Origin of the sequence: Streptomyces sp. HSG2 (genome assembly GCF_016598575.1) — a bacterium.
Classification (GTDB): domain Bacteria; phylum Actinomycetota; class Actinomycetes; order Streptomycetales; family Streptomycetaceae; genus Streptomyces.
The window spans coordinates 2,020,947-2,046,581 of the sequence record NZ_CP066801.1; the positions used below are offsets into that span (position 1 = coordinate 2,020,947).

General features: G+C 71.5%; 26 protein-coding genes and 1 pseudogene. 11 read left to right on the forward strand and 16 right to left on the reverse strand.

The window, feature by feature from the left end; genetic code table 11:
• Nucleotides 1-46: 46 nt before the first annotated feature.
• The 6 genes from JEK78_RS08245 (at nucleotide 47) to JEK78_RS08270 (ending at nucleotide 7,110) form a co-directional block, all read left to right on the forward strand.
• Entirely contained in the window at nucleotides 47-1,573 is a 1,527-nt protein-coding gene (locus tag JEK78_RS08245; protein WP_200263455.1) for an NAD(P)/FAD-dependent oxidoreductase, read from the forward strand.
• Nucleotides 1,570-2,670, forward strand: a complete 1,101-nt coding sequence (locus JEK78_RS08250) for an alpha/beta hydrolase (RefSeq protein WP_200263456.1) — start codon at nucleotides 1,570-1,572, stop codon at nucleotides 2,668-2,670. Before JEK78_RS08245 ends, JEK78_RS08250 begins: the two co-directional genes overlap by 4 nt.
• Nucleotides 2,667-3,551 (forward strand): SDR family oxidoreductase, encoded by an 885-nt coding sequence (locus JEK78_RS08255; RefSeq protein ID WP_200263457.1) that lies wholly within the window; start codon nucleotides 2,667-2,669, stop codon nucleotides 3,549-3,551. Before JEK78_RS08250 ends, JEK78_RS08255 begins: the two co-directional genes overlap by 4 nt.
• Nucleotides 3,552-3,758: 207 nt before the next feature.
• Complete coding sequence (locus JEK78_RS08260; RefSeq protein WP_200263458.1) at nucleotides 3,759-4,358, forward strand: TetR/AcrR family transcriptional regulator; 600 nt, start codon at nucleotides 3,759-3,761, stop codon at nucleotides 4,356-4,358.
• A 96-nt stretch (nucleotides 4,359-4,454) separates the two neighbouring features.
• Nucleotides 4,455-6,677, forward strand: coding sequence for an MMPL family transporter (locus tag JEK78_RS08265; RefSeq protein WP_200263459.1), 2,223 nt, complete (start codon nucleotides 4,455-4,457; stop codon nucleotides 6,675-6,677).
• Nucleotides 6,678-6,837: 160 nt separating this feature from the next.
• Nucleotides 6,838-7,110 (forward strand): DUF1876 domain-containing protein, encoded by a 273-nt coding sequence (locus JEK78_RS08270; protein ID WP_200263460.1) that lies wholly within the window; start codon nucleotides 6,838-6,840, stop codon nucleotides 7,108-7,110.
• Nucleotides 7,111-7,188: 78 nt separating this feature from the next.
• Here the strand turns inward: JEK78_RS08270 and JEK78_RS08275 are convergent, their stop codons facing one another.
• From JEK78_RS08275 to JEK78_RS08285, 3 genes are read right to left on the reverse strand one after another with little or no spacing between them, the layout of a single operon-like run.
• Nucleotides 7,189-7,956: an ABC transporter ATP-binding protein gene (locus tag JEK78_RS08275; protein WP_200263461.1), complete on the reverse strand. Its 768-nt coding sequence runs from the start codon at nucleotides 7,954-7,956 to the stop codon at nucleotides 7,189-7,191.
• Nucleotides 7,944-8,705 (reverse strand): cobalt ECF transporter T component CbiQ, encoded by a 762-nt coding sequence (cbiQ, locus tag JEK78_RS08280; protein ID WP_200263462.1) that lies wholly within the window; start codon nucleotides 8,703-8,705, stop codon nucleotides 7,944-7,946. The genes JEK78_RS08275 and cbiQ overlap by 13 nt, the downstream gene beginning before the upstream one ends.
• A gap of 1 nt (nucleotide 8,706) precedes the next feature.
• Nucleotides 8,707-9,756: an energy-coupling factor ABC transporter permease gene (locus tag JEK78_RS08285; protein ID WP_200263463.1), complete on the reverse strand. Its 1,050-nt coding sequence runs from the start codon at nucleotides 9,754-9,756 to the stop codon at nucleotides 8,707-8,709.
• Nucleotides 9,757-9,964: 208 nt separating this feature from the next.
• Here JEK78_RS08285 and JEK78_RS08290 point away from each other — a divergent pair, with 208 nt between their 5' ends.
• Nucleotides 9,965-10,348 carry an SsgA family sporulation/cell division regulator gene (locus JEK78_RS08290; RefSeq protein WP_200263464.1) on the forward strand — a complete coding sequence of 128 codons (384 nt, stop codon included), beginning with the start codon at nucleotides 9,965-9,967 and terminating at the stop codon, nucleotides 10,346-10,348.
• A gap of 91 nt (nucleotides 10,349-10,439) precedes the next feature.
• Here JEK78_RS08290 and JEK78_RS08295 read toward each other — a convergent pair whose 3' ends face one another.
• Together JEK78_RS08295 and JEK78_RS08300 are read right to left on the reverse strand one after the other, a co-directional pair.
• Nucleotides 10,440-12,089 (reverse strand): penicillin-binding transpeptidase domain-containing protein, encoded by a 1,650-nt coding sequence (locus JEK78_RS08295; RefSeq protein WP_200263465.1) that lies wholly within the window; start codon nucleotides 12,087-12,089, stop codon nucleotides 10,440-10,442.
• 161 nt (nucleotides 12,090-12,250) lie between these two features.
• On the reverse strand, nucleotides 12,251-12,622 hold the full coding sequence (locus tag JEK78_RS08300) for a hypothetical protein (RefSeq protein ID WP_200263466.1): 372 nt from the start codon (nucleotides 12,620-12,622) through the stop codon (nucleotides 12,251-12,253).
• Nucleotides 12,623-13,055: 433 nt separating this feature from the next.
• On the opposite strand from JEK78_RS08300, the gene JEK78_RS08305 reads away from it, so the two are divergent.
• Complete coding sequence (locus JEK78_RS08305) at nucleotides 13,056-13,499, forward strand: hypothetical protein (RefSeq protein WP_200263467.1); 444 nt, start codon at nucleotides 13,056-13,058, stop codon at nucleotides 13,497-13,499.
• An 83-nt stretch (nucleotides 13,500-13,582) separates the two neighbouring features.
• The gene (locus JEK78_RS08310) at nucleotides 13,583-14,257 is read left to right on the forward strand and encodes an endonuclease V (protein ID WP_200263468.1); all 675 of its coding nucleotides are present in this window, start codon (nucleotides 13,583-13,585) and stop codon (nucleotides 14,255-14,257) included.
• A gap of 35 nt (nucleotides 14,258-14,292) precedes the next feature.
• Here JEK78_RS08310 and JEK78_RS08315 read toward each other — a convergent pair.
• Together JEK78_RS08315 and JEK78_RS08320 are read right to left on the reverse strand one after the other, a co-directional pair.
• Nucleotides 14,293-14,667: pseudogene (locus JEK78_RS08315) on the reverse strand (transposase); the annotation flags it as partial.
• A 45-nt stretch (nucleotides 14,668-14,712) separates the two neighbouring features.
• Nucleotides 14,713-15,914, reverse strand: a protein-coding gene (locus JEK78_RS08320) for an IS3 family transposase (protein WP_200263920.1) whose coding sequence is annotated in 2 segments (ribosomal slippage) — nucleotides 14,713-15,623 and nucleotides 15,623-15,914 — 1,203 coding nt in all. Because the reading frame shifts where the segments join, the coding sequence is not laid out codon by codon here.
• A 43-nt stretch (nucleotides 15,915-15,957) separates the two neighbouring features.
• Between JEK78_RS08320 and JEK78_RS08325 the strand changes: the two genes are divergently transcribed.
• The gene (locus tag JEK78_RS08325; protein ID WP_242483381.1) at nucleotides 15,958-17,433 is read left to right on the forward strand and encodes an IS1634 family transposase; all 1,476 of its coding nucleotides are present in this window, start codon (nucleotides 15,958-15,960) and stop codon (nucleotides 17,431-17,433) included.
• A 63-nt stretch (nucleotides 17,434-17,496) separates the two neighbouring features.
• Here the strand turns inward: JEK78_RS08325 and JEK78_RS08330 are convergent, their stop codons facing one another.
• The 9 genes from JEK78_RS08330 to JEK78_RS08370 all read right to left on the reverse strand — a co-directional run bounded on the left by JEK78_RS08330 (nucleotide 17,497) and on the right by JEK78_RS08370 (nucleotide 23,997).
• Nucleotides 17,497-18,252, reverse strand: coding sequence for an AMP-binding protein (locus JEK78_RS08330; protein ID WP_200263470.1), 756 nt, complete (start codon nucleotides 18,250-18,252; stop codon nucleotides 17,497-17,499).
• Nucleotides 18,239-19,162, reverse strand: a complete 924-nt coding sequence (locus tag JEK78_RS08335; protein WP_200263471.1) for a hypothetical protein — start codon at nucleotides 19,160-19,162, stop codon at nucleotides 18,239-18,241. The genes JEK78_RS08330 and JEK78_RS08335 overlap by 14 nt, the downstream gene beginning before the upstream one ends.
• Nucleotides 19,159-20,229, reverse strand: a complete 1,071-nt coding sequence (locus tag JEK78_RS08340) for a DUF2332 domain-containing protein (protein ID WP_200263472.1) — start codon at nucleotides 20,227-20,229, stop codon at nucleotides 19,159-19,161. The genes JEK78_RS08335 and JEK78_RS08340 overlap by 4 nt, the downstream gene beginning before the upstream one ends.
• Nucleotides 20,226-20,474, reverse strand: a complete 249-nt coding sequence (locus JEK78_RS08345; protein ID WP_200263473.1) for a hypothetical protein — start codon at nucleotides 20,472-20,474, stop codon at nucleotides 20,226-20,228. The genes JEK78_RS08340 and JEK78_RS08345 overlap by 4 nt, the downstream gene beginning before the upstream one ends.
• Nucleotides 20,461-21,093, reverse strand: coding sequence for a hypothetical protein (locus JEK78_RS08350; protein ID WP_200263474.1), 633 nt, complete (start codon nucleotides 21,091-21,093; stop codon nucleotides 20,461-20,463). Before JEK78_RS08350 ends, JEK78_RS08345 begins: the two co-directional genes overlap by 14 nt.
• Nucleotides 21,080-21,247 carry a hypothetical protein gene (locus JEK78_RS08355; protein WP_200263475.1) on the reverse strand — a complete coding sequence of 56 codons (168 nt, stop codon included), beginning with the start codon at nucleotides 21,245-21,247 and terminating at the stop codon, nucleotides 21,080-21,082. The genes JEK78_RS08350 and JEK78_RS08355 overlap by 14 nt, the downstream gene beginning before the upstream one ends.
• 3 nt (nucleotides 21,248-21,250) lie before the next feature.
• Nucleotides 21,251-22,452, reverse strand: a protein-coding gene (locus JEK78_RS08360; RefSeq protein WP_200263920.1) for an IS3 family transposase whose coding sequence is annotated in 2 segments (ribosomal slippage) — nucleotides 21,251-22,161 and nucleotides 22,161-22,452 — 1,203 coding nt in all. Because the reading frame shifts where the segments join, the coding sequence is not laid out codon by codon here.
• Between the two features lie 23 nt (nucleotides 22,453-22,475).
• Nucleotides 22,476-23,567 (reverse strand): IS4 family transposase, encoded by a 1,092-nt coding sequence (locus JEK78_RS08365; protein WP_200263476.1) that lies wholly within the window; start codon nucleotides 23,565-23,567, stop codon nucleotides 22,476-22,478.
• A 163-nt stretch (nucleotides 23,568-23,730) separates the two neighbouring features.
• Nucleotides 23,731-23,997, reverse strand: coding sequence for a GlsB/YeaQ/YmgE family stress response membrane protein (locus tag JEK78_RS08370; RefSeq protein ID WP_200263477.1), 267 nt, complete (start codon nucleotides 23,995-23,997; stop codon nucleotides 23,731-23,733).
• A gap of 114 nt (nucleotides 23,998-24,111) precedes the next feature.
• Here JEK78_RS08370 and JEK78_RS08375 point away from each other — a divergent pair, with 114 nt between their 5' ends.
• Nucleotides 24,112-25,365: an APC family permease gene (locus tag JEK78_RS08375; RefSeq protein ID WP_200263478.1), complete on the forward strand. Its 1,254-nt coding sequence runs from the start codon at nucleotides 24,112-24,114 to the stop codon at nucleotides 25,363-25,365.
• Nucleotides 25,366-25,635 lie beyond the last annotated feature (270 nt).

Below are 25,635 nucleotides of genomic sequence, written 5' to 3' on the forward strand. Positions count from 1 at the left end.
TCCCCGGGGGCGGTCGGGGCCAGCGGCGATGCGTGGAGGCGTCTGGATGGCCGGACACGAGCATGTACGGGTGGCGGTGATCGGTTCGGGGTTCGGCGGGCTGGGGGCCGCCGTGCGGTTGCGCCGGGAGGGGGTCACGGACTTCGTGCTCCTGGAGCGGGCGGACGAGGTCGGCGGTACCTGGCGGGACAACAGCTACCCCGGGTGCGCCTGCGACGTACCGTCGCACCTCTACTCCTTCTCGTTCGCGCCGCACTCCGACTGGCCCCGCACCTTCTCCGAGCGGCGGGACATCCGCGACTACCTGGAACACGTCACCGACACCTTCGGCCTGCGCCCGCACATCCGCTTCGGGACCGAGGCTCGCCGCATGGCCTGGGACACGCGGAATCTGCGGTGGCGGATCGAGACGGCGCGCGGGGAGTTGACGGCGGACGTCGTCGTCTCGGCGACGGGGCCGCTCTCCGAGCCACGCGTCCCCGACATCCCCGGCCTCGACACCTTCCCGGGCAAGGTGTTCCACACCGCCCGCTGGGATCACGACCACGCCTTGGCCGGCAGAAGGGTCGCGGTGGTCGGCACCGGCGCCTCGACCATCCAGATCGTGCCCGCCATCCAGCCGAGGGTCGGCCACCTCACTCTCTTCCAGCGCACCCCCGCCTGGGTCCTGCCGCGCATGGACCGGGCCATCGGGGAGACCGAACGGGCCGTGCACCGGGCCGTGCCGGCCACCACACGGCTGCGGCGCGGACTCCTCTGGGCCGTCCGCGAGCTTCAGGTGCGGGCCTTCACCAAGCACCCGGGCGCGCTCGGCGCGGTCGAGCGCCTGGCCCGCCGTCACCTGGCGCGTGCCGTCGCGGACCCCGCTCTTCGGGAAAGGCTCACCCCCCGCTACCGGATCGGCTGCAAGCGGATCCTGCTGTCCAACGACTTCTATCCCGCCGTCGCCCGCCCCAACGTCGACGTGGTCGCCGGCGGGCTCGCCGAAGTGCGCGGCTCCACCCTCGTCGCCTCCGACGGCACCGAGACGGAGGCCGACACCCTGATCTTCGGCACCGGCTTCCGCGTCACCGACATGCCCGTCGCCGAGCGGGTGGTGGGAGCCGAGGGGCGCACGCTCGCGGAGGCGTGGAGCGGAGGCATGGCCGCGCTGCGCGGCGCGACGGCCGCCGGATTCCCCAACTGGATGACCATGATCGGACCCAACACCGGCCTCGGGAACTCCTCGATGATCCTGATGATCGAGGCCCAGTTGAACTACCTGGCCGACTACCTGCGCCTGCTGGACACCCTCGGCGGCGGCGCGGCGCTCGACGCGCGGCCCGCCGCCGTCGCCGCCTGGAACCACCGGCTCCAGGGGCGGATGCGACGCACGGTCTGGAACACCGGCGGCTGCACCAGTTGGTACCTGGACGCCGGGGGCCGCAACACCACGCTGTGGCCGGGGACCACGACCGAGTTCCGCAGGGCCACCCGCCGCGTGGACCCGGCGGAGTACGACGTACTGCGCCCGCCGGGCGACGACGGCGGCCCCGCCGTGACCGCCGGACACGGCGCGGGGGCGGGCGCGTGACCCGCCCCGCGGCCGTGACCGCCGGGCCCTACGCGCCCCCCGCCCCGGCCGGACGGCCGGCCGTCACCTCCGCCGACGGCTCCCCCCTCCACGTCGAGATCCACGGTCCGTCGGGCGCGCCGGCGGTCGTCCTGTCCCACGGCTGGACCTGTTCCACCGCCTTCTGGGCCGCGCAGGTCCGCGCCCTCTCCGACGACCATCGGGTGATCGTCTACGACCAGCGGGGTCACGGCCGGACCCCGGCCAAGGGCGGCTGCGACACCCGGGTCCTCGCCGACGACCTGGAGGCGGTGCTGCGCGCCACCCTCGCGCCGGGGGAGCGCGCGGTCGTCGTCGGACACTCGATGGGCGGCATGGCGGTGCTGGCCGCCGCCGCGCGTCCGGCGATGCGCGAGCACGCGGCGGGGGCCCTGCTGTGCAGCACCGGCAGCGCGCGACTGGTCGAGGCGGCGACGCTGGTGCCGCTGCCGGCCGGTCGAGCGCGGTCCCTGCTCACGCGAGCCGCGCTCACCACCCGGGCCCCGCTCGGCCCGGTGACCCCGGTCAGCCGCGCCGTGCTCAAGTACGCGACGATGGGGCCCGGTTCGACCCCCGCCATGGTCGAGGCGTGCGCCAGGATCGTGCACGCCTGTCCGCGCCGGGCGCGCCTGGACTGGTCGCGCATGCTCCACCGTCTCGACCTGGACCGGGAGGCGGGCGAGCTACGGATGCCCACCGAGGTCCTGGTCGGCACGGCGGACCGGCTCACCCCTCCGACGCTCGCCCGCGCCCTGGTGGCACGGCTCCCGGACTGCCTGGGGCTGGTCGAGGTACCCGGGATCGGTCACATGACGCCGGTGGAGGCGCCGTGGCTGGTCACCGACCGGATACGAGCCCTGGTGGCGGCGCGGATTCCCGCGTCGCGGGCCGCGACGGGCGCCTCCGCCTCGCCGTCCGCGGCGGAGGCGACGGAAGGGGACGACGCCATCGAGGTGTCCGAGGACTGCGGTGGGCTCCGGCCGGGCGCCTCCCGGCCCGGGGCGACCGGCGCACCCCGTCGTCCGGGCGGCGCCGACCGTTCCGCGGGGTCCGTGTCCCGATCGGAGGGGGCGTCGTGAGCGGGGGCGCTCTCGCGGGACGGGTCGCGGTCGTCACCGGGGCGGCGCGGGGGGTCGGCGCGGCGTCGGCGCGCGCCCTGTCCGCCCGGGGAGCGCGCCTGGCGTTGCTCGGGCTGGAACCAGAGGAGCTGGAGAGGGTCTCCGCCCGGCTGCCCGGGCAGAGCGCACACTGGCACGTCGACATCACCGACCATGAGGCAATGGACGCGGTGGCCGCGTCGGTCCGGGAACGGTTCGGGCGGGTCGACGTCGTCGTGGCCAACGCGGGTGTGGCCGCCGGCGGTCCGTTCGCCGACTCCGACCCGGACGTCTGGCGTCGGGTGATCGAGGTGAACCTGATCGGTTCGGCGGTGACGGCTCGGGCCTTCCTTCCGGCGCTCCTGGCCCAGCGTGGCTATCTGCTGCAGATCGCCTCCCTGGCCGCCATCGTGCCCGCGCCCATGATGACGGCGTACTGCGCGTCCAAGGCGGGTGTCGAGGCGTACGCGCACAGCCTGCGGGCGGAGGTCGGGCATCGGGGGGTGGGGGTCGGGATCGGCTACCTGTCCTGGACCGACACCGACATGGTGCGCGGCGCGGACGAGAACGCGCGGCTGCGCGAGTCGAGGCGACGACTGCCCTGGCCGGCCGGGAAGACCTACCCGTTGGAGCCGGCGGTGGAGCGGCTCGTCAAGGGGATCGAGCGGCGCTCGACGCATGTCTACGGGCAGTGGTGGTTGCGCGGTCTGCAAGCGGCTCGCGGCGCCCTCCCCGTGATCGTCGCCGAAGGAGGGCGGCGGGAGATGCGGCGCTTCGCCGACCGACCGGCCGGCCCGCCGACCGGTCTGGTCGGGGCGGGGGGCGCGGCGGACGAGCGTCGGCGGGGCGACCGGAGGTCCTGAGCCACACCCGTCGGGGCCCGCGCGCGAGCCGGGCACGCGGGTTCGCAGGGGGCGTCGACCGCGCCGGAGAGCCGGTCACCGGCGGTCCCGGCGGAACGTGATCCGATACACGCACATCCACGAACGAAACCGTTTCGTTTCGCGCGGGCGATGGGCTACGGTGTCCATGTGTACGAAACGGTATCGTTCGGAGGAGGTGAGAGGGGGATGGCCGAGACGGCGACGGCACGTCGCAGCAGGCTCACTCCCGAACGCGAGGCCGAGTTGTACGGCGCGGTCCTCGACCTGCTCCGCGAGGTGGGCTACGACGCGCTGACCATGGACGCCGTGGCCGCCCGGACCCGCTCCAGCAAGGCCACGCTCTACCGCCAGTGGGGCGGCAAGGCCGAGCTGGTGGTGAAGGCGATCCGGCAGAGCAAGCCCGTCGAGATCGACGAGGTCGACACCGGTTCCCTCCGCGGGGACCTGCACGCCCTCACGGCCCGCGACGACGACTGCACCATGGAGCGGAACTCCGCACTGATGCGCGGTGTGGCCATGGCCCTGCACCAGAACCCCGACCTGCGCCAGGCGTTCCGGGAACAGCTCGTCGAGCCGGAGACCCGGGCCTTCCGCGGGCTGTTGCAACGCGCCATCGACCGGGGCGAGTTGCGGGCCGACTGCCCGGCCCTGGACTTCCTGGTGCCGATGCTCGCCGGCGGTTTCGCCACCCGGACGCTCCTGGACGACCAGCCGCCCACCCGAGCCTTCCTGCACTCCTACATCGACGCCGTGGTCCTCCCCGCCCTCGGCGTCCCCACCACCTGACATCTCCCCGCAAGCCCACCTTGACGTCGCCGCTCACGTCGTCGGGCTGCCCCTCCCCGCCCTGAACCACCACGACCTGACCGGGAGTACGCCTCCGTGGCCACGTTCCTCTACAAACTCGGCCGTCTGTCCTTCCGACGACGGCACGTCGTCGCCCTCGTCTGGGTGGCCCTCCTCACGCTGGCGGGTGTCGGCGCCGCCGGCGCCCCACCCGCGGGCTCCACCTCGTTCTCCATACCCGGCACGGAGGCCCAGAAGGCCTTCGACCTGCTGGAGGAGCGCTTCCCCGGCACCAGCGCCGACGGCGCGACCGCACGCATCGTCTTCCAGGCGCCGGACGGCGAGTCGATGACCGACGCCGTGAACAAGGCGACGGTCGAGAAGACCGTGAAGGAGCTGGCCGACGGCTCCGAGGTCACCTCGGTCGCCGACCCCTACACCGCCGGCTCGGTCAGCCAGGACGGTACCGTCGCCTACGCCTCCGTGCGTTACGACGTCTCCGGTTTCGAACTGGAGCAGTCGAGCAAGGACGCGCTGGAGGACGCCGCCGAGTCGGCCCGGGAGAGCGGGCTGACGGTGGAGATCGGCGGCGACGCCCTCCAGGCGGTGCCGCACACCGGCGCCACCGAGGTGATCGGTATCGGGGTCGCCGCAGTCGTCCTGATCGTCACCTTCGGCTCGCTGGTCGCGGCCGGGCTTCCGTTGGTGACCGCCCTGATCGGCGTCGGGATCGGCGTCTCGACCATCGGGGCCCTGGCCAGCACGCTGGAACTCGGCACCACCACCTCCACCCTGGCGATGATGATCGGCCTCGCGGTCGGCATCGACTACGCCCTGTTCATCGTCTCCCGCTACCGGGCCGAACTCGCCGAGGGACGCGAACGCGAGGAGGCCGCCGGACGGGCCACCGGCACGGCCGGCTCCGCGGTGGTCTTCGCCGGTCTCACCGTCGTCATCGCCCTGGTCGGCCTCGCGGTGGTCGACATTCCGATGCTGACCAAGATGGGTGTCGCGGCGGCCGGCACCGTCGCCATCGCCGTCGTCATCGCCCTCACCCTGATCCCGGCCCTCCTCGGCTACGCGGGTCGCAAGGTCACCCCGGCCGGCGAGAAGCGCGGGCGGCGCCAGGCCGGGGGCGAGGACGCGACGCCGGACCCGGCGCCCCGGGCCAACCTGGGCACGCGCTGGGCGAGCTTCGTCGTCCGCCGGCCCCTGGCCGTGCTGCTCCTGGGCGTCGTCGGACTCGGCGTCGCCGCCGTGCCGGCCGGCTCGCTCGAACTGGGGCTGCCCGACGACGGCTCCCAGCCGACCTCCACGACCCAGCGGCGCGCCTACGACCTCGTCTCGGAGAACTTCGGCCCGGGCTTCAACGGACCGCTCCTCGTGGTGGCCGACGCCCGGGACAGCGACGCTCCGGGGACCGTCTTCACCGATGTCGCCGAGGAGATCCGGGGCCTGCCGGGGGTGGTCGCGGTGACCCAGCCGCAGCCCAACAAGGACGGCGACACCGCGATGATCACGGTGATCCCGGACTCCAAGCCGTCCTCCGTCGAGACCGAGGAGCTCGTCCACGCCATTCGCGACGCGGGGGCCGCCATCGCCTCGGACACCGGCGCGGACGTCCTGGTCACCGGCTCCACCGCGATGAACATCGACGTCAGCGAGAAGCTCGACGACGCCCTGCTGCCCTACCTCGCGCTGGTCGTGGGCCTGGCCTTCCTGCTGCTGATCGTGGTCTTCCGGTCGATCCTGGTGCCGCTCAAGGCCGCCCTCGGCTTCCTGCTGAGCGTGTTGGCCGCCCTCGGCGCCGTGGTCGCCGTCTTCCAGTGGGGTTGGCTGGCCGGACTCGTGGGGGTCGAGGAGACCGGCCCGGTCATGTCGATGATGCCGATCTTCATGGTGGGCGTGGTCTTCGGCCTGGCCATGGACTACGAGGTCTTCCTGGTGACCCGGATGCGCGAGGCGTACGTGCACGGGGAGAAGCCTCGCCAGGCCGTGGTCACCGGCTTCCGACACGGAGCCCGGGTGGTCACCGCCGCGGCGGTCATCATGATGGCGGTCTTCGCTGGCTTCATCGGCTCCAGCGAATCCATGGTCAAGATGATCGGCTTCGGTCTGGCCGTCGCGGTGCTCTTCGACGCCTTCGTGGTCCGCATGGCGATCGTCCCGGCCGTCCTGGCCCTGCTCGGCGACCGGGCGTGGTGGCTCCCGAAGTGGTTGGACCGCGCCCTGCCCAACGTGGACGTCGAGGGCGAGGGGCTGCGCGCCGGCGACGACCCCGGTCTCGACGACGGGGAGAAAGAACTGGTCCGCGCCTGACACGCGACGGCGAGACCGGCCCGTGGTGTGTGGGCCTCCCGTCCCGGGGGGCCCACACCCTTGTCCCTTCCCGTGCTCCCGCTCCCGGGCGCCGGGGCGGCTGGATGCGACCCGCGCCGGGGCGGGGCACCCTGGAAGGGAGGGCTTCGGAGGTGATCGTATGCACACCACAGTGGGATGGCATGTCGAGCTGGAGTTCATGGAAGACGACCAGCACACCCGGGCGGCGGCGCTGGTACGGCTCCCCGACGGTGCCGAGGTGCGAGGCCAGGGGCACGCCAGCCGACACCGGTCGGACCCCAACCAGCCCCGGGTCGGGGAGGAGATCGCCGGCGCCCGAGCGCTGAACGAGCTGGCGATGCGCCTGCTCTCCAAGGCGCACGGCGAGATCGACGACGCGTCCGGCCGCGTCTCCCACCCGATCCACATCTGACGCCCGCCTCGTCTGGCCGTCGCCCCGCCGGCGGCACGTGTCCCGAGGCCGGGGGTCGGCGCGCGACCCGCCGTTCGGTCAGCGGACCGCCGCCGCGGAGGCCGGGTCGAACCCGAAGGGCAGCTCCAGCCGGTGGGCCCGCATGAACTCCGCGTCGCCCAGCAGGTCCGCCGTGGGGCCGTCCGCCGCGATCACGCCGTCCCCCAGGACCAGCGAACGGGGGCACAGCTGGAGCGCGTAGGGCAGGTCGTGCGTGACCATGAGGACCGTGACGTCCAGCGAGAGAAGGATGTCCGCCAGCTCGCGGCGGGAGGCCGGATCCAGGTTGGACGAGGGCTCGTCGAGGACCAGGATCTCCGGTTCCGTGGACAGGACCGTCGCCACCGCCACCCGGCGGCGCTGTCCGAAGGAGAGGTGGTGCGGGGGCCGGTGCTTGACGTCCGCCATCCCCACCCGGGCCAGCGCCCGGTCCACCCGCTCCTCCAGCTCCGCTCCCCGCAGCCCCGCGGCGGCGGGGCCGAAGGCCACGTCCTCCCGCACGGTCGGCATGAAGAGCTGGTCGTCGGGGTCCTGGAAGACGAGGCCGACCCGACGCCTGACCTCCGCCATGTGCGTCCGGTCCACGGGGAGCCCTCCCACCCGCACCGTGCCGGCGCCGGCCGTCAGGATGCCGTTGAGGTGCAGGACCAGGGTGGTCTTGCCCGCGCCGTTGGGGCCGAGCAGGGCGACGCGCTCGCCTCGCGCGATCGAGAAGTCGACCCCGAAGAGGGCCTGGTGGCCGTCGGGATAGGCGAAGGCGAGGCCGGACACCTCCAGCGAGGCGGGTGTGTCGGTCAAAGGGTCCATCCAAGGAGGCAGAGGGCGAGGGCGGTCGCGGGGAGGGCGAGGGCGTGGGCCCACTGCGCCCGGGAGGCGGTCACTTCGTCGATCACCGGCATGGCCCCGTTGTAGCCGCGGCTGAGCATCGCCAGGTGAACGCGTTCGCCGCGCTCGTAGGAGCGGATGAACAGGGCGCCGGCCGAGGTGGCCAACACCCGCCAGTGACGCACGCCCCGGGCCTCGAAACCGCGGGACTCCCGGGCGATCCTCATCCGCCGCATCTCGTCGGTGATGACATCACCGTACCGGATCATGAACGAGGCGATCTGGACCAGCAGCGGCGGCAGCCGCAGTCTCTCCAGACCCAGCAGCAGCTCCCGCAGGTCGGTGGTGGCGGCCAGCAACACCGACGCGGCCACCCCCAAGGTTCCCTTGGCCAAGACGTTCCAGGCCCCCCACAGCCCGCCGACGCTGAGCGACGCCCCGAGCACCTCGACCCGCTCGCCCTCGGCCACGAACGGCAGCAGCACAGCGAAGGCGACGAACGGCACCTCGATCAGCATCCGCCTCAGCAGGAAGCCGGGAGGCACTCGTGCGACGACGGCCACGGCCGCGAGCAGGACGGCGTAGAGGCCGAAGGTCCACACCGCCTCACGCGGAGTCGAGACGACGACCACCACGAAGGCGAGGACGGCCGCCAGCTTGGTGTGCGGCGGCAGGGTGTGCACCGGCGACGAGCCGTGCCGGTAGAGGCGGTGCGCGTGTCCGGCACCCACCTCAGACGCTCGTCTCCGCCGGTGTCCGACCGCCCGAGCGGCGGCGACGCACGGCCCAGAACACCGCCGTGCCGCCGACCGCGGTGGCGGTCACACCGATCACGCCCGCCAGGCCGCCGGAGAGCCGGGCGTCGGCGACGTCGGCCACGCCGTAGTCGGCGAGCGGAGAGCCGGCGCTGTGGTGTTCCGTCGCCGAATCGGCGAAGCCGGTCTCCTCGGCCACCTTCTCCAGGCCGTCCGGCGAGGCGGACGCGTAGAAGCTGACGAACCCGGCGAGCAGCAGCGACACGAAGAGGCCGGCCGCCCAGAGACGACGGGGAGAGCGGCGGGCGGCGGGCTCCGCCGCGGCCGGACCGGCGGGGGCTTCGACGAGTCGGCCGCCGACCCGGAGTCGGAGCGGTCGGGCAAGCCCTCGGGCGCCGTGCACCAGGTCGGGGCGGACGGCGAGGACCGCGCCGACGGTGAACGCGGTGATGGCCGCCTCGCCCACCCCGATGAGGAGGTGCACACCGACCATGGCCCCGGCGACCTTGCCGATCCCGATGTCGGTGGTGCCGCCGACCCAGTAGAACAGGGTGAAGGCGAGCGCGGCGGCGGGGACGGAGAGCAGGGCCGCCACGAACGATGCCGCGGTGGCCGAGCGCCGGGAGCGCGGCAGCACCTTGACCAGGCCTCGGAAGACCGCGTAGGCGACGACCGTCCCGACCACGCCCATGCAGACGACGTTCACCCCGAGCGCGGTGATGCCGCCGTCGGCGAACAGGACCGCCTGCATGAGCAGGACCACCGATATACACAGAACGCCCGTGTAGGGACCGACCAGGATCGCCGCCAGCGCCCCGCCGAGCAGGTGTCCGCTGGTACCGGCCGCGACCGGGAAGTTCAGCATCTGCACGGCGAAGACGAACGCGGCGACGAGGCCGGCCAGGGGGGCGGTCCGCTCGTCCAGCTCGCGTCGCGCGCCACGCAGGCCGACCGCGACGGCGCCGGCCGCGACGACCGCTGCCGCGGCGGAGGTGGGGGCATCGATGAATCCGTCAGGTACATGCACGGCAACGATGATGACGGCACCTGCGAACGAGTTGCAATAGCCAGAGGTCGGCTCGTGCGTGCCCTTGCTCTCACTTCGACCGAGAACCCGCGCCCGCCGGCCGGGGTCCCGGGCCCCGGCCGGCGGGTGCCTTTCCGGCGATGTGCGACATTGGAAGGGGGGCAAGGCGCACCGCGCACGCCGGTGCGCACGGCGTAAGGGGCACACGATGTCCGTGGTCGAGCAACAAACACACGCCCACATCCTCACCGACACCGACGGTCCCGTCGAGGTCGACGGCGGCACCGTCCCGGTCGTCCTCCGCTACGACCCCGAGGACGATCCCCCCGCCGTCCGGTTCGGCGTGCCGCCCGCGACGGACGGTCCTGCCGGCCGGCCTCGCGAGTGGACCGTCGACCGCTCCCTGCTGGAGCGTGGACTCAAGGCCCCGGCGGACGAGGCGGGCGTTCGCGTCTGGCCGTGCGGACGGGTCCAGGCCGTCGTCGAGTTCCACTCCCCGCAGGGGTGCTCGATGGTCCAGATCGACTCCAAGGCGCTGCTGCGCTTCCTGCGGCTCACCCACGCCGGCACCGACGCGCCCGCCGCGCGGTGAGTCCGGCAGGACGCGTGGGAGAACGAGGTCGGGCCGAAGGCCCCGCCGATCGCACGAAGCCGACGAGCGCGGGCCGCCGGGGCGCCTCGGATCAGCGGCCGGCCCGCAGGAGCGCCGCCACCATCGGACCGGCGGTCTCGCCGCCGTGGCCGCTCGCCCGGACCACACCCGCCGCGGCCAGATCGTTCCGGTAGGCGGTGAACCAACCGTCGGCCTCTTCCTGCCCCACGACCTCCGCCGAGCCCGTCTTCGCGCCACGCTCACCGTCGACTCCGGCCATCGCCTCCTTCGCCGTGCCCTCCCCGGCCGTATACGCCATCAGGTCGCGCAACTGGACCAGCGTGGCCCTCGACAGGGCGCGTTCGGCCCGGTGGTCCGCGCTCTCCCCGGCCGCTGGTCGGACGAGGTAGGGCGGACGGAACGTCCCGCCGCGCACGGTCGCCGCGACCGACGCCATGGTGAGCGGGCTCATCCGCACTCCCCCCTGGCCGATCAGCGCGGCGGCCATGGAGGCCCCGCGCTGCACCGGGACCGAGCCTCCGAAGGCCGGGATCCCGATCGCCCAGTCGCCGCCGCCCAGTCCGAACACCTCGCGAGCCTGGCGGGTCAGATCGCCGGCGGCCAGGTCGGGCGCCCGACCGACGAAGGCGGTGTTGCAGGAGCTGCCGAAGGAATCCCGGAAGTTGCCTCGCTCGATCTCGAACTTCTTGTCGTTGTGGAACTTCCAGCCGCCGTGGGTGAAGTACTTCGGACAAGGGTGCGGGGCGTCCGCCGAGGCCAGGCCCTTCTCGATGAGCAGCGACGCGGTCACCACCTTCATCGTCGAGCCGGGCGCGAGCGCGCCGCGCAGGGCGGTCCAGGACGCCGGGTCGCTGTCGGCCACGGCCAGGATCTCGCCGGTCGACACCCGGGTCACGACCACCGAGGCGCGCGCCCACCCGTCCACCTGGAGTCGGGCCTCCGCCTGAAGCTGTGGGTCCAGCGTCGTCCGGACCGTCCGCCGGGAACCGGGGGCCACCTCCAGCAGGGTACGGTCCGACAGACCCCGCCGCCTGGACTCCGCGCCACGGACCAGGCGCAGCTCCGCACCGACGGGTCCGGCGCCGCTCGCACCGTACTCCTCGTCCAACTCGTCCAGCAGCGCGACCAGCGAAGGGTGTTCCGCGGCCGTCAGCTCCCCGCCTTCCCGGTCCAGCGCCCGCACAGGCTTTCGCCCGGTCGTCAGCCGGTCCCCCGGGCGCAGATCGGGGTGCACCACCGAGGGACGCCAGTCGACGCGGGGAGCACCGCCGTCCCGGTCGGGGACGACGGTCAGGGCACCCGCGTAGGTCAGCCGTGCGGTGGCGTCGCCGTGGTTCACCGTCGCCCGCACCGAGAACGGGACCCTGGCTCCGGCGGCGGGTCCCGGAGTCAGCGTCAGGTCGCCCACCCGGGCGTCGCGGGTGTACGAGGTGATCAGCTCACCGGCGGGCCCGCGGTCGTCGGTCGCCGCGGCGGCCTCGTCCACGTCGCCCCGCTCCCAGGCGTCCAGGAACCTCGCGGCGGCCCGTTCGACCTGCTCGCGGGTCAGGGCCTCGCCGCCCGGCCCGGCCCGGCCCGCCGGCGTCGCCGCGCCGGGCGGCGAGGCCCCGTACAGCGCGTAGCCGCCGATGGCCGCCGCGACCACGGCCGCGGTGACCACCCCGCCCACGGCGGCCGACCCGGCGCCCCGCCATCCGATGACACGTTTCCCGTCGCCCACTGTCGCCCGTTCCCTCGCTCGTCTCCCGCGCTCCGCGTCCGTGCCCACCCGAGGAGGGAGGGCCGGTGGTGGGCGAACCCCGCCGGCCGCCTCGACCGGGCGCGCCGCCGGGTGCGGACCTCGTCGGAACCCGCACCCGGTCCGCCTCTCGACCGCTCCGCTCAGCGCTTCTCACAGAGGGCGTAGGAGCGCGACTGGCCGTTGAGCATCTTCGTCACCCACGAGTTCGGTTGCAGGTAGGAGGGCGCGTTGACGTCGACCATGTCGGCGATCAGCGGCGGTGAGGTCTGCGGGTCGTCCACCGTGACGGGCACCGCCTCGTAGCCGCCCCCGATCAGCCGCGTGCCGTCCGGGCACGTCGCGTACGAGGGCTGGCCCGGTTCGGACAGGGGGCCGATGACGACCACGGGGGCACCGTCGCCTCCGGTGGTGTCGGCCAGCGCGGGGGCGCCGGCCGAGCCGACCAGACCGACGGCCACGCCGCCGACGATCGCGGCGCTTCGCAGCGCGAGCAGCAGGCCACGCTTCTTCATCTGCTTGTCATCTCCTCCGTGCGGAGCCGGTGTGCTGATGCGCACAGTACGGAGATCACTCTGTTCGACAGGGCTCGACGCCGGCCCGCTCCGGCACGCCGCCCGCGCGGGTTCATCCGGACTGCGGACACGACGCCGGGCCACCCGGCCCAACCCCGCCGCCTCGCCCCTACGGGTGGGCGCCCATAGTGGGGGTCCGCGGAGCCGACGCGCGCTGCTCCCCCTGACGGCGTTTCCGCGGGGTGCGATCCGAGGCGTAATTCGAGCAAGGGGATTGAGTGTGTCTGATTGGCCGGCGCTGTTGGGCGAGATGGAAACGGCCAAGCGCGTGCTGGCTGTCAGCGACGGAGACGGGCTATGGCGGCATCGGTCACGTCGACCTCCGGCCACTCGGGAGAGGATCGAAGGAATCGCCACAGTGACGTGCTGCCCTGTGGACCCCGAGTACGCGGACTTCCTACTGCACACCGATGGCTGGCCGGCTGTCCTGCAGGACATCGACCTGTTCGGCACGGCAGATTTCGGTGGTGCCGGCTACCTGGAGGCCGCGGAACTCGTGCGTGTGATCGCGGAGGAGACAGAGATCGGAACAGGAGGGGAATTCGCGCACTTGATCCCCATCGGAGCCTCACGAACAAGTATCGACATCTTCGCAATGCCGCGAACGACAGGACCACACCGGACAACACCGGTGATCTGGCTCGCGGGCGGAGAAGTAGAAAGATATCGAACCTTCTCGGACTTCTTCCGCTCGATGATCACGGAGAATCTCGCGGAGGCGGAATCCTTGGAGCCCTCACTCCCCGCCCTCGATCCACCGTGTGGTGAAAGGCCGTCGGGCGGAGGAATCCGAGGAGATGCCCACCGATGGCGATGACGGGAGTTTCCACGCGTCCGGCGCGCACGACATCGGACGGCGACAGAGTGTTTCCGGTTCAACCCGAAGCGAAAGAAGGAAGAGTGACCAGGGAGCCGATCGAGGAATGGGAGCCCGGAACTGATCAGCAGATCCGCGCGGCCGCTTCACGCGTACCCGAGATCGGTCCGCGGTCCATCTCGCGCCTGATCGGCGTCGACGTGGCCTACTGCGACAGCAGGGGGGCCGCTGTCGCCGCCGGAGTGGTCTGGGACCGTACCGAGAGAAGGACCGTGCTGGTCGCTCGGCGGCCGGGTAGACCCCCCGTTCCCTATCGCTTCGGACAACTGGGCAGGCGCGAGGCCGGGATGGCGGAAGGGGTCGTGCGTGATCTGGTGAAGGACGGGGATGTCGTGATGTGCGACGGGCACGGACTCATGCACCCCGAGCGCATGGGGCTCGGGGTCCACTTGGCGGCACGCCTGGCACGTCCTGTGGTTGCCGTAGCCAAGAACCCGCTTCGCAGGGAGATGCCGAACACTCCGGCAGAGCGAGGGTCGGTTCGGATGATATCGGACTCGGAAGGCATCGTCGGCGCCGAAGTGAGGACAGCGGACGGCGTCCGACCTGTCTACGTTTCCGTGGGTGGCGGCATGTCCTTGGACTGCGCGATTCAGCTGACCCTCGAGGCCGCCCGCTACCGGATTCCCGAACCGCTGAGGTCGGCGGACCACGAGGCCCGAAAGGGAATTCTCGAGATCTCGGGGGTGCCTGAATAGTAGCTATTCAGCCGGGTGTGCGGGTGATCACGCGATCACGCAGCGGCGGCGGCAGCTTCGGGGGTGAGGGCGTGTGGGATCCATGCCCCGGTGGTGAAGAGGTGCTTGAGGGCGTCGTAGCGGTTGATGCCCCACTTACCGGCGGTGGACAGGTAGGACTGGACGATCGCGTAGTCGGCGAGCCCGGTCAGGGTGTGCCAGCAGCCTCCAGAGGAGCGTTGCTGGACCTTGGCCGGTCGGATGTCCCTTTCCGCCAAGTTGTTGGTGAAGGGGACGGTGAGGTCGGTGGTGAAGTGGAGGATGACCTCGCGGTGCTCTTCGAAGCGGCGGGCCAGGGTGCGGGCGTGCGTGGCCAGTTCGGTGTTCTTGTTCCGGTTGTCTTGGCGGGAGCGGGCAAGTGCGCCGGCGTACAGCCGGTTGACGGAGGGGCCTTGACCCCGAATCCTGGACACGGGCTATGCGGCTTGAGCCAGCGTAGTTGATGTTGCGGCGAGTGCCGTCTCGTAGGCGATCGGGCTGCGTTGTCCGAGTCGTGAGTGGCGGCGTCGGGTGTTGTAGCGGTTCAGCCATCGGAAGGCGTCGAGCCGGGCTTCGCGCTCGCTGGACCAGCTCTTGCGGCCTTGGAGGGTTTCCCGCTTGAACGTCGCGTTGAAGGACTCGGCCAGCGCGTTGTCCGCCGAGCTGCCGACCGCGCTCATGGACTGGCGGACACCGGCCTTCGCGCAGGCGTGGGCGAAGGCCCGACTGGTGTATTGCGCCCCGTGGTCGCTGTGCATGACGGCCCCCGCGAGGCTGCCGCGGGTCCGTATCGCCGCGTCCAGGGCATCGGTGACGAGCTCGGTCCGCATGTGATCGGCCAGCGCCCATCCGGCCAGGCGGCGCGAGGCGAGGTCGATGACCGTGGCGAGATAGAGGAACTTCCCACCGTCCAGCGGGAGATACGTAATATCGCCGGCATACCTGGTGTTCGGCTCCGTGGCGGTGAAGTCCCGGCCGATCAGGTCGGGCGCCTTCGCGGCGGCCGGGTCCGGGACCGTGGTGCGGTGTCTGCGGCGCAGGCGCGTCCCGGCGATACCGGCAGTGCGCATGAGGCGGGCGACGCGCTTGTGGTTGACGCGCTCACCGTCCTCGCGGAGCTCGGCGGTGATCCTGGGGACACCGTAGGTGCCGTCCGACTCCCGGTGGACGGTTTGGATCCGTGCGGCGAGCTGGGCGTCGGCCGCCCGGCGGGCCGCCCGGTCCGGTGCGGTCCGGCGCCAGTAGTAGAAGCTGGAGCGGGCGATGCCCAGGACCTGGCACAACCGCTTCACGCCGTATCGGCGCTGGTGGTCGCAGACGAACTGGAAGCGGTTCACCAGCGCGTCTCCCCGGCGAAATACTTCGCGGCCTTCCGCAGGAGCTCGCGTTCCTCCTCCAGCTCGCGGATCTTCTTCCGCGCGGCGGCGAGCTCTGCCTGAAGCGAAGACTCCGGCACCGCCGGACCCTCCGGGCGGCGGCCACGGGGACGGGCGGCACCGGCCGCCCGGATCCAGTTCCTCAGCGTCTCCGGGTTGACCCCCAGATCAGCGGCGACCGACTTGATCGTCGCCCCGGGCCGCGACTCGTACAGCGCGACCGCGTCCGCCTTGAACTCAGGCGGGTAGTGCTTCATGACCACGGGACATCCGTTCTCCTGGACCTTCAAGATCCAAGTGTCTCGGGTGTCCAGGATCCGGGGTCAAGGCCCGGGCGGGGTGCACGCGCTGGACGGACTGTGGCACCGGCTCGGCCTCGACGCTGTCGTGCACCGCCAACTGGCCGGGCGGCGGCTGGATCCGCGCGTCGAGCGGGTGCTGTTCGCGCTGGTCGCCAACCGGGCATTGGCCGCCTCCAGCAAGCTCGCCGCGACCGAGTGGATCGCCGACGACGTCCACATAGACGGCCTGGAGGCGATCGGTGACGAAGCCTGCTACCGGGCCATGGATTACCTGCTGGCCATCGAACCGGCCCTGGCCAAGGAGGCGTGCTTCCAGGTCACCGACCTGCTCAACCTGGAGGTGGACCTGCTGTTCTTCGACACCACCTCCACGTACTTCGAGACCGAGGACGCCGACGATCCTGTCGTCCGCGACGACCGCGGCGAGCGCCTGGCCGCCGACGCGACGGCCGAAGACGCGGTGCGGCACGACGGGTTCCGCACCCACGGCAGGTCCAAGGACTCCCGCGACGATCTGCCCCAGGTCGTCATCGGCATGGCCGTCACCCGGGACGGGATCCCGGTGCGCGTGTGGTCCTGGCCCGGCAACACCGGTGACCAGGCCCTGATCCGGCAGGTCCGCGACGACCTGCGCGAGTGGACGCTGTCGAAGATCGTGTGGGTCGCCGACCGCGGCTTCACCTCCGCCGCCAACCGCCGGGCGCTGATGCGCGGAGGCGGCGGCTACATCATCGGCGAGAAACTCCGCACCGGATCACCCGAAGTCCGCGCCGCCCTCTCACGACAGGGCCGCTATGCGACCGTGCGCGACAACCTCCAGGTCAAGGAGGTCAACATCGGAACCGACGACCGGTTCGTGATCTGCTTCAACCCCGACCAGGCCACCCGCGACGCCGCGATCCGTCAGCGGATGGTCGCCCAGCTCACCGAGGCGATCGAGGGCACTGACAAGCTAGCCAGGCCCGAACGCGACAAGCTGGCCGGGATGTTGTCCACCAAGCCCGGCCTGAAACGGTTCTTGCGCACCACCCCGGGCGGGCTGCTGCGGGTGGACAAGAAGAAGATCGCCGCCGAGGCCAACCTCGACGGGAAGTACCTCCTGCGCTCCTCCGATCCGAAGCTGGCGGCCGAGGACATCGCGCTGGGGTACAAACAGCTCCTGGAAGTCGAGCGCGGCTGGCGCGATATGAAGCAAATTCTCGATCTCCGCCCCGTCTACCACCGCCGCGAAGACCGCATCCGCGCCCACGTCCTGCTGTGCTGGCTCGCCCTGCTCCTGATCCGCGTCGCCGAGACCTCCACCGGCCAGACCTGGAACCGCCTGCGCGCCGAACTCCAGCGCCTGCACGCGGTCACCTACACCGGCCCGGCCGGGACCTTCCGTCAGTCCACCGACCTCACCAAGCCCCAGCGCGACATCTTCACCGCCCTGAACGTCACCCCGCCCAAGAAGATCATCGATCTGACCACAGGCCGCTGACCAGGCACTATCCCCCCGCCTAGTGACACGCCATCTCGGCGTGCTCACAGGCATTTCCGCAGGTCAACCCACGTTTCCGTTCCCTAGCCGACACCACCAACTGTGGAACTCAGGCAAGGGCGGCACCAGGTAAGTGACCTCGACCGCGTGCGTGCGCAGACCAGCCCAGTACCGGCCAGCCGACGCAAGGGTAAGTTCGGGCAGGACCACGACAGACATGCCCAGGACCGCAGGCCACAGGTAGTTCATCCCGAGGATGCCGAGCCCGGACATCCGCATCGACACACCGAACCGGGACGGCCGACGCCCCATCAGGTCCGTCAACGCGCGGCCGCCCGCCTCGTAGGCATGGCGCAGCTGGCCGTGCGTGAGCACCACGCCCTTGGGGTCCGAGGTGGAACCCGAGGTATAGCTAATCATCGCGGTGTCCGATGACAGCGGCGGGCTGTCCCCCCGAGCGGCGGCGTTCTCGGTACAAGTGTTCCGTTCGGGATCGATGACGACGTCCACGTCGCTTAGTGTCAGCACCGAGCGGATTGTGTCGTGTCCCCATTGGCTGTCGATGGGCACGACGACGGCCCCCGCCCGCCACACGGCAAGAACCGTCGGGACCACGTTCGGGTCATCGACCATGACCACGGCGCACCGGCTGCCGCTTTTGGTGCCGGCGGCGCGCAGGGTGTCCTCGATCTTCTCGCTCTGGTTCACCACGTCTCGCCACGTCAGGACCGTGCCGATGTGGGGCGCGCGGTCGAAGGTGATCGCGGGGTCGTCCGGTGTTCGCGCGGCGAGCCTCTCGTATACGTCAAGCAGTGTCACAACTAGTCCTTTCCAGCAATGCCAAGGCGCAATCGGCCGGTCCGGTGGCCAACGCGAGGACCTCGCGACTGGAACTGGGTAGGCTCGCTAGATTGATCAGGAGGTCCGGCGTGCCCAGATGGCTCAGCATCGGGATGTTGTCCACAAAGACGTCGTCCATGGCGATGCTTAGCGCGCTGCCGAACAGGCGTATGGTCGGCAGTCCATAGTTGTTGCACACCAGGCGCGGCTGTTGCGGCAGACCGCGTTCCTTGGCCTCGTTGCGCATGGAGCGCAGGGCGCGCCCCAACGTCACGAGCGTGGGCCCGAAGTCCGTCGAGTGGTCGAATTTGGCCGTCTCCAGGAACGCGCGGCGCAGCAGCCAGCGCAGGGTCCAGCCGCCCCCGCCGGACGTGACGACACAGCTGGCCACACCGTCACCGATGGCCGAGACCGCGGGGGCGAGCTCGCGGGAGTCGCCGTCACGCATCCGGCCGACGGCGACGACCAGGATGCCGCCGGTCGAATCACGCTCCACCATCAGGGCCGCGTAGTCGATGGCACTCAGTACGGCGCCACACCCGCCGAAGGTCAACGCTGTCACCGGGGCGTGGCCGAGGCCCAGATCCGCGCACGCCTTGTAGAGCCGGCCGCGTGCCTGCTCGTGCGCCGCCCGCGATCCGCTGACCGTCATCGTCTCGGTCGTGACGAGGATGTGGCGCACCTCGTCGGGGGCCAGCCCCGATGCGGCCAGTGACGCGCCGACCGACTCGGTGACCAGCGGTATCTCGTCGTCGGCGACAGGGCAGAGTCTCTGTCCACGATCGACCAGTTGGCGGGCCACATCGGGCGAGACGGCGTCTTCGGGCAACTCCGTGATCACCGTGGGGATGCCAACAGCGCTGGCCACCCCACGGATGACCGCACTCATGCCGACTCCTCCTGCGGGTCCCATCGCACCTGGGTGCCGTGCGGGGTCGTCCTGGCCAGCAGGACGCGCTTGTTCGTCGGCCACAGCTCGCAGACCAGGTTGACCACGCTGGAGTCGTCAACGCTCGGTTCCAGCGAGATCCACGCCAGGGGCTGGTCTTCGCCGGTCGCCGCGCCGCGAGTGCGGATGAGTTTCGCGAACCGTGCCCGCTCGTCCGCGTCGAAGTAGGCGAGCACGATCGAGTGAAAGATCACCGTGGTGTGGCCGGGCGTCAGCTCCTCGATGTGCTTGAGGACCCAGGAGCACCCGTCAGCCGCGTCAATGGAAAGTCTTGGCGCCGACCGGGCGACCTCCAACGCGGCGTCGAGCCGGTGCACGCGCTCGACGTGTTCGGGCCACACGAACGACCGCAGCAGGTTCGCGGTTTCCGGCGCATAGACGTCGATCGGGTTGAGGTCACAGCCCCGGCGTTCGGCGATGTCGAGCCTCGCGGCGCGCGGCCGACCCGACTCGAAGTGTCCGACCAGCCGCAGAACCGAATCCGCCGGACCCCACGACTCGTCGCTGCCCGCCACGAAGTATCGGTCAAACAACAGATTCAGCCCGGCGCTGGCACCCACTTCGAGCAACCGAAGCGGCAGGCCAGTCGCCGTCGCGACGTAGTTCATCGCCGCGGACAGCGGCGCGGCGCGCCCCACCTCGTTGGTCTGCACCGAAATGCTCATCTGTTCCCGGACGGCGGGCAGGTTGGCCCCCAGGAAGTCGAAGAACGCGGGCACTACCTTGTCGACCTCGGTCTCGCCGCCAAACGTGGGGTAGTACGCGGTGAGCCAGCTCGCCGATTCGGCCATCGCGATCCGGTTGACCGCGCCGAACAGCCGAAGACACAGGGCGGACTGAATGGGGTCCTGGTCATCGGCGGTGAGCAGCTCGGTGACGGCCTCGTCAGCACCAAGCCGCTCGATCAGCTCCGTGATGATCGCGACGTAGGTGGGGGAACCGTTCTTGCGGCACAGTTCGCGCTGCCATTCACAGCCCGCGCGTACCTGGTCAATGGTCTGGCTCACGGCGACACCACCAGCTGGTAGGCACTGCGCAGCGTGGACAACACCTCGACGGTGGCGGCCTCCGGCGCGATCGCCGCCCCCCTGGTGTTCTCCAGGAAGAAGAAGAACTCAAGGACCAGTAACGAATCCAGCAGGCCCGACTGCACGAGCTCGGTGTCGGCGTCCACGTGCTCGGCCGCCTCGCCAAGCCGTTCGAGCAGGAACTCCCGACCTGACTGGTAGAACTGCTGTTCATCTATCATCATTCACTCCATCGCTCGTCGCGTGCGCCAAGGTGAGCCGCGCGACTTCTTCGTTGAACTCATGCCCCAGCTCGGGCAGTACCACATGGCGGGCCCGTGCGCCCAGGTAGCCCGATGCCAGGTCCGAGCGGACGTCGTCGTGCCGCACGAACCGGTCACGCCCGCCCGTCACCACCAGGGCGTCGACCACTCTGCTCGCGGCGGCCTGATCGTCGCCGCCCGGCACTCGGCCGCAGACGAGCACGGCTCGGCCGCAGACCGATGAGTGGACCAGCACCGCGGCGGCCACCGAGGCACCCTGGGAGAACCCGACGGCACAGGTCTGGCGCGCCGGCACCTGATAACGCCGCCGCAGCCGCTCGATGTACTCGGCCACGGCGGGTGCCGCCTCGCGGGACCGCTGCGCGATCACAGGCGCATGCGAGGTGATCGCATACCACGCCCGTCCCCCCAGTGCGAACGCCGGTACGCAGGACCCATCCGGCCCGACGATCACGGTGTCGCCGTCCGCGCCGCTGCTCCTGCCGCCGACCGCCGCCAGCACACCGGCGATGGCCTCGCCCGTCCCGCCGTACCCGTGCAGCGCGACGACGAGCCGACGAGCCGCCCTAGTGTCCGACACTGGACCCCACCCCCGCTCCCACCAGCGGTTCATCCAGCCAGGCGAGCCACTCCACCGTGGCAAGCAGCGCGAACGCCACGGTGGACGCTACCGCGTCGCCCCGCGTCAACCGCTCGCGCAGCCCCAGCGGGCCTTGACCCCGAATCCTGGACACGGGCTATGCGGCTTGAGCCAGCGTAGTTGATGTTGCGGCGAGTGCCGTCTCGTAGGCGATCGGGCTGCGTTGTCCGAGTCGTGAGTGGCGGCGTCGGGTGTTGTAGCGGTTCAGCCATCGGAAGGCGTCGAGCCGGGCTTCGCGCTCGCTGGACCAGCTCTTGCGGCCTTGGAGGGTTTCCCGCTTGAACGTCGCGTTGAAGGACTCGGCCAGCGCGTTGTCCGCCGAGCTGCCGACCGCGCTCATGGACTGGCGGACACCGGCCTTCGCGCAGGCGTGGGCGAAGGCCCGACTGGTGTATTGCGCCCCGTGGTCGCTGTGCATGACGGCCCCCGCGAGGCTGCCGCGGGTCCGTATCGCCGCGTCCAGGGCATCGGTGACGAGCTCGGTCCGCATGTGATCGGCCAGCGCCCATCCGGCCAGGCGGCGCGAGGCGAGGTCGATGACCGTGGCGAGATAGAGGAACTTCCCACCGTCCAGCGGGAGATACGTAATATCGCCGGCATACCTGGTGTTCGGCTCCGTGGCGGTGAAGTCCCGGCCGATCAGGTCGGGCGCCTTCGCGGCGGCCGGGTCCGGGACCGTGGTGCGGTGTCTGCGGCGCAGGCGCGTCCCGGCGATACCGGCAGTGCGCATGAGGCGGGCGACGCGCTTGTGGTTGACGCGCTCACCGTCCTCGCGGAGCTCGGCGGTGATCCTGGGGACACCGTAGGTGCCGTCCGACTCCCGGTGGACGGTTTGGATCCGTGCGGCGAGCTGGGCGTCGGCCGCCCGGCGGGCCGCCCGGTCCGGTGCGGTCCGGCGCCAGTAGTAGAAGCTGGAGCGGGCGATGCCCAGGACCTGGCACAACCGCTTCACGCCGTATCGGCGCTGGTGGTCGCAGACGAACTGGAAGCGGTTCACCAGCGCGTCTCCCCGGCGAAATACTTCGCGGCCTTCCGCAGGAGCTCGCGTTCCTCCTCCAGCTCGCGGATCTTCTTCCGCGCGGCGGCGAGCTCTGCCTGAAGCGAAGACTCCGGCACCGCCGGACCCTCCGGGCGGCGGCCACGGGGACGGGCGGCACCGGCCGCCCGGATCCAGTTCCTCAGCGTCTCCGGGTTGACCCCCAGATCAGCGGCGACCGACTTGATCGTCGCCCCGGGCCGCGACTCGTACAACGCGACCGCGTCCGCCTTGAACTCAGGCGGGTAGTGCTTCATGACCACGGGACATCCGTTCTCCTGGACCTTCAAGATCCAAGTGTCTCGGGTGTCCAGGATCCGGGGTCAAGGCCCGTCAGCAGTGCCCACATTTCCTGTTCGACACCGAAGGGGTCGCCCGAGCGCAGCCGCCGGCCGTTCATGAGCGTGTGACGCAGCGCGTAGTAGGCGGATTCGTGCTCCCACCGCTGGTGGTAGAGACGTGTCAGGGTGGCCGCGGGGTAGCGGCGGGCGTCGGTCAGGGTCGTCACCAGCCGGTAGGAGCCGGTGAAGACGGTGCCGTCCGCGCAGGTCACCGTGATCTGCGCGTCGATGACCCGCACCCGGGCCGTGCCGATCACCGACAGATAGGAGCCGTCACACAGGCGGGTCAGCACGGGGGTGCGGCGGTTGCTGCGTAGCCGGCCCAGGATCTGGGCCCGGGTGGCGATGACCGCGGCGAGGAACGCGTTGCCGTCGAACCCTTTGTCCCACAGGACGAGCAGGTCCGGCCGCAGTAGATGCAGCAGGCGCCTGGCGTAGCTGGTCTCGCCCTCGGCGGTCGGGCCGAAGACCGCGCCCAGCAGGGCCCGGGTGCCGGTCTCTACCAGCGCCATCAACTCCAGTGTCGGATAGCCCTGGTTGGTACGCCGGCCCAGCCAGGAGCGGTTGCGCTCGGAATCGGCGACCCGCTGCGAACTGCAGCCGTCGAACGACACCGTCCGGTACGGCCCGAACCGCACCCCTGGCGTGGTTGACTGGGCCAGTAGGCTGGCCAGCACCTCGAACAACGCTCGTACCGGCGTGACGCCGAGTCGGCGGCGCAGGTCACGCAATGCCTTCGCGCTCGGCCGGACGACCGGGAGCCCGGGCAGGCCGGCGGTCAGCTTGTCCCAGACCAGCCGGTAGCCGACCTCGGGGAACAGACACATCGCGAGCAGGAAGTAGACCCCCACCCGGGAGGGAAGATCACGCAGCCGCCGCTGCACCGTCCCAGTCTCCGCCAGGACCGCATCAACGAGTTCGAACGGCACGACCTGCGTCAGCTCCCCCAGATGGCCGGGAGCGAACCGGCCCGCGGCCACCGTGACCGTACGGGTGATAGCCGTCAGTGCCGACGGCAGGACAGAGTCAAACGGCAACGGAGCTAACCGCACCACGACGCGCGGGGTGGGCCGGCGGCGCACGGCATCGCCGTCCGGCGGTGACGCGGGTTTTGGAGAGGCCGGGCCGGTGGCCGGAGCGGTGAACGGTCGTGCCGTGTCGGCGGGTGCCCCCGCGCGGGACGCCGGGACGGGGCCGCGCTCAGCGACGGGAGTGGCCGAAGAGCAGGCGGTAGGCGATGAGCAGGACGAGCGATCCGCCTATCGCCGCCACCCAGGTGGCGCCGTCGTAGAAGTCCTTGGTGATCGGACGGTCCAGCCAGTGGGCGGAGATCCACCCTCCGACGGAGGCGCCGGCGATCCCGATCAGGGTGGTGACGACGAGTCCCCCGGGGTCGCGTCCGGGCAGCAGGAGCTTGGCGATGCCTCCGGCCAGCAGTCCCAGAATGATCCAACTGAGGACGGTCATGCGCGTGCCCTTCTCGCGGCGTACCTGTTCTCGACCGCGCCCCCCACGCCGTCTCACCCTTAAAGGACGGTATGACCGTATCCGGTGGTTCCCTCGAACAGTAGGCTGCCGGCCATGACTTCTGCCGCCGGCCCGGAGCTGCGTCGGACGCTGGGACTCGGTGACGCCGTGGTCATCGGACTCGGCTCGATGATCGGCGCGGGCATCTTCGCGGCGCCCGGGCCCGCCGTTCGCGCGGCCGGTTCCGCGCTGCCGGCCGCGCTCGCCCTGGCCGCCCTGGTCGCGTACTGCAACGCGGTCTCCTCGGCGCGGCTGGCCGCGCGCCACCCGGCCTCCGGCGGCGCCTACGTCCACGGTCGCGAGCGACTCGGGGCGTTCTGGGGATACCTGGCCGGCTGGGCGTTCATCGTCGGCAAGACGGCGTCGTGCGCCGCGATGGCACTCACCGTGGGCGCCTACCTCTGGCCGGAGCGCGCGCACGCGGTGGCCGTGGCGACGGTCGTCGTGCTGACCGCGGTGAACTACGGCGGGGTCGCCAAGTCGGCGTCGCTGACCCGGGCCATCGTGGCCGTGACACTGGCCGTCCTGGCGGCGGTGGTCGTCGCCTCGGCGAGTTCGGACCGGTCGGACGTCGGCCGTCCCGACTGGGGCGGCGGTCTGGACAGCGGGGTGTTGCAGGCCGCGGGCCTGCTGTTCTTCGCGTTCGCCGGGTACGCGCGGATCGCCACCCTGGGCGAGGAGGTCCGGGACCCGGCGCGCACCATCCCCAGGGCGATCCCGCTGGCGCTGGGGATCGCCCTGGTGGTCTACGGGTGTGTCGTCCTGGCGGCGCTCTCGGTGTTGGGGACGAGCGGTCTCGGCGAGGCGACGGCCCCGCTGGCCGACGCGGTCCGCGCGGCCGGGGTCCCCTGGCTGGCCCCGGTGGTCCGGGCGGGGGCGGCGGTGGCGGCCCTCGGCTCCCTGCTGGCGCTGATCCTCGGAGTCTCCCGGACGACGCTGGCCATGGCCCGGGACCGTCACCTGCCCCGGGGACTGGCGGCGGTGCATCCGCGCTTCGCGGTGCCGCACCGGGCGGAGGTGGCCGTCGGCGTGGTGGTGGCGGTGCTCGCCGCCACGGTGGACCTGCGGGGCGCCATCGGGTTCTCGTCCTTCGGCGTGCTGGTGTACTACGCGGTGGCGAACGCGTCGGCCTGGACACTGGACCCGGCCCCCCGGGCGCGGCTGCTTCCGTTCGTGGGCCTGCTCGGATGCGGGACGCTGGCCTTCTCGCTGCCGACGGCGTCGGTCGTGGCCGGGTCGGTGGTGCTGCTGGCGGGCGTGTCCGTGTACGGGGTGCGCCGGCGCCTCGCCAGATGGTCCGGAGGGTGAGGCACGGAGGCGGACGGGGCGAGGGCGGCGAGAGGCGGCACCTCGGCGTCCCGGCTCGACCCGGGCGCCGGGTGCGGAGGGACGGGCCGATGCCCGGTCGGAGGAAGTGATCGCCGGGCGCGGTCGCCGAGGGCAGGGTCGAACCCCACCGGCGAGGACGGACGCCTGGGGCGAGGGTGACCCCCGGGAGTGGCGCGGGGAGACGGTGGAGGACGGCCCGTGGGGGCCGGAAGCCGCCGGCCCGGGACCCGTCGCGCCCGGGACGCGAGC

What these genes read in the sequence shown, in the direction of transcription:
- JEK78_RS08245 (WP_200263455.1), top strand. Translation starts at nt 47, where the DNA reads ATGGCCGGACACGAGCATGTACGGGTGGCGGTGATCGGTTCGGGGTTC.
- JEK78_RS08260 (WP_200263458.1), top strand. Translation starts at nt 3,759, where the DNA reads ATGGCCGAGACGGCGACGGCACGTCGCAGCAGGCTCACTCCCGAACGC.
- JEK78_RS08270 (WP_200263460.1), top strand. Translation starts at nt 6,838, where the DNA reads ATGCACACCACAGTGGGATGGCATGTCGAGCTGGAGTTCATGGAAGAC.
- JEK78_RS08275 (WP_200263461.1), bottom strand. Translation starts at nt 7,956, where the DNA reads ATGGACCCTTTGACCGACACACCCGCCTCGCTGGAGGTGTCCGGCCTC.
- JEK78_RS08290 (WP_200263464.1), top strand. Translation starts at nt 9,965, where the DNA reads ATGTCCGTGGTCGAGCAACAAACACACGCCCACATCCTCACCGACACC.
- JEK78_RS08300 (WP_200263466.1), bottom strand. Translation starts at nt 12,622, where the DNA reads ATGAAGAAGCGTGGCCTGCTGCTCGCGCTGCGAAGCGCCGCGATCGTC.
- JEK78_RS08335 (WP_200263471.1), bottom strand. Translation starts at nt 19,162, where the DNA reads ATGAGTGCGGTCATCCGTGGGGTGGCCAGCGCTGTTGGCATCCCCACG.
- JEK78_RS08345 (WP_200263473.1), bottom strand. Translation starts at nt 20,474, where the DNA reads ATGATGATAGATGAACAGCAGTTCTACCAGTCAGGTCGGGAGTTCCTG.
- JEK78_RS08370 (WP_200263477.1), bottom strand. Translation starts at nt 23,997, where the DNA reads ATGACCGTCCTCAGTTGGATCATTCTGGGACTGCTGGCCGGAGGCATC.
- JEK78_RS08375 (WP_200263478.1), top strand. Translation starts at nt 24,112, where the DNA reads ATGACTTCTGCCGCCGGCCCGGAGCTGCGTCGGACGCTGGGACTCGGT.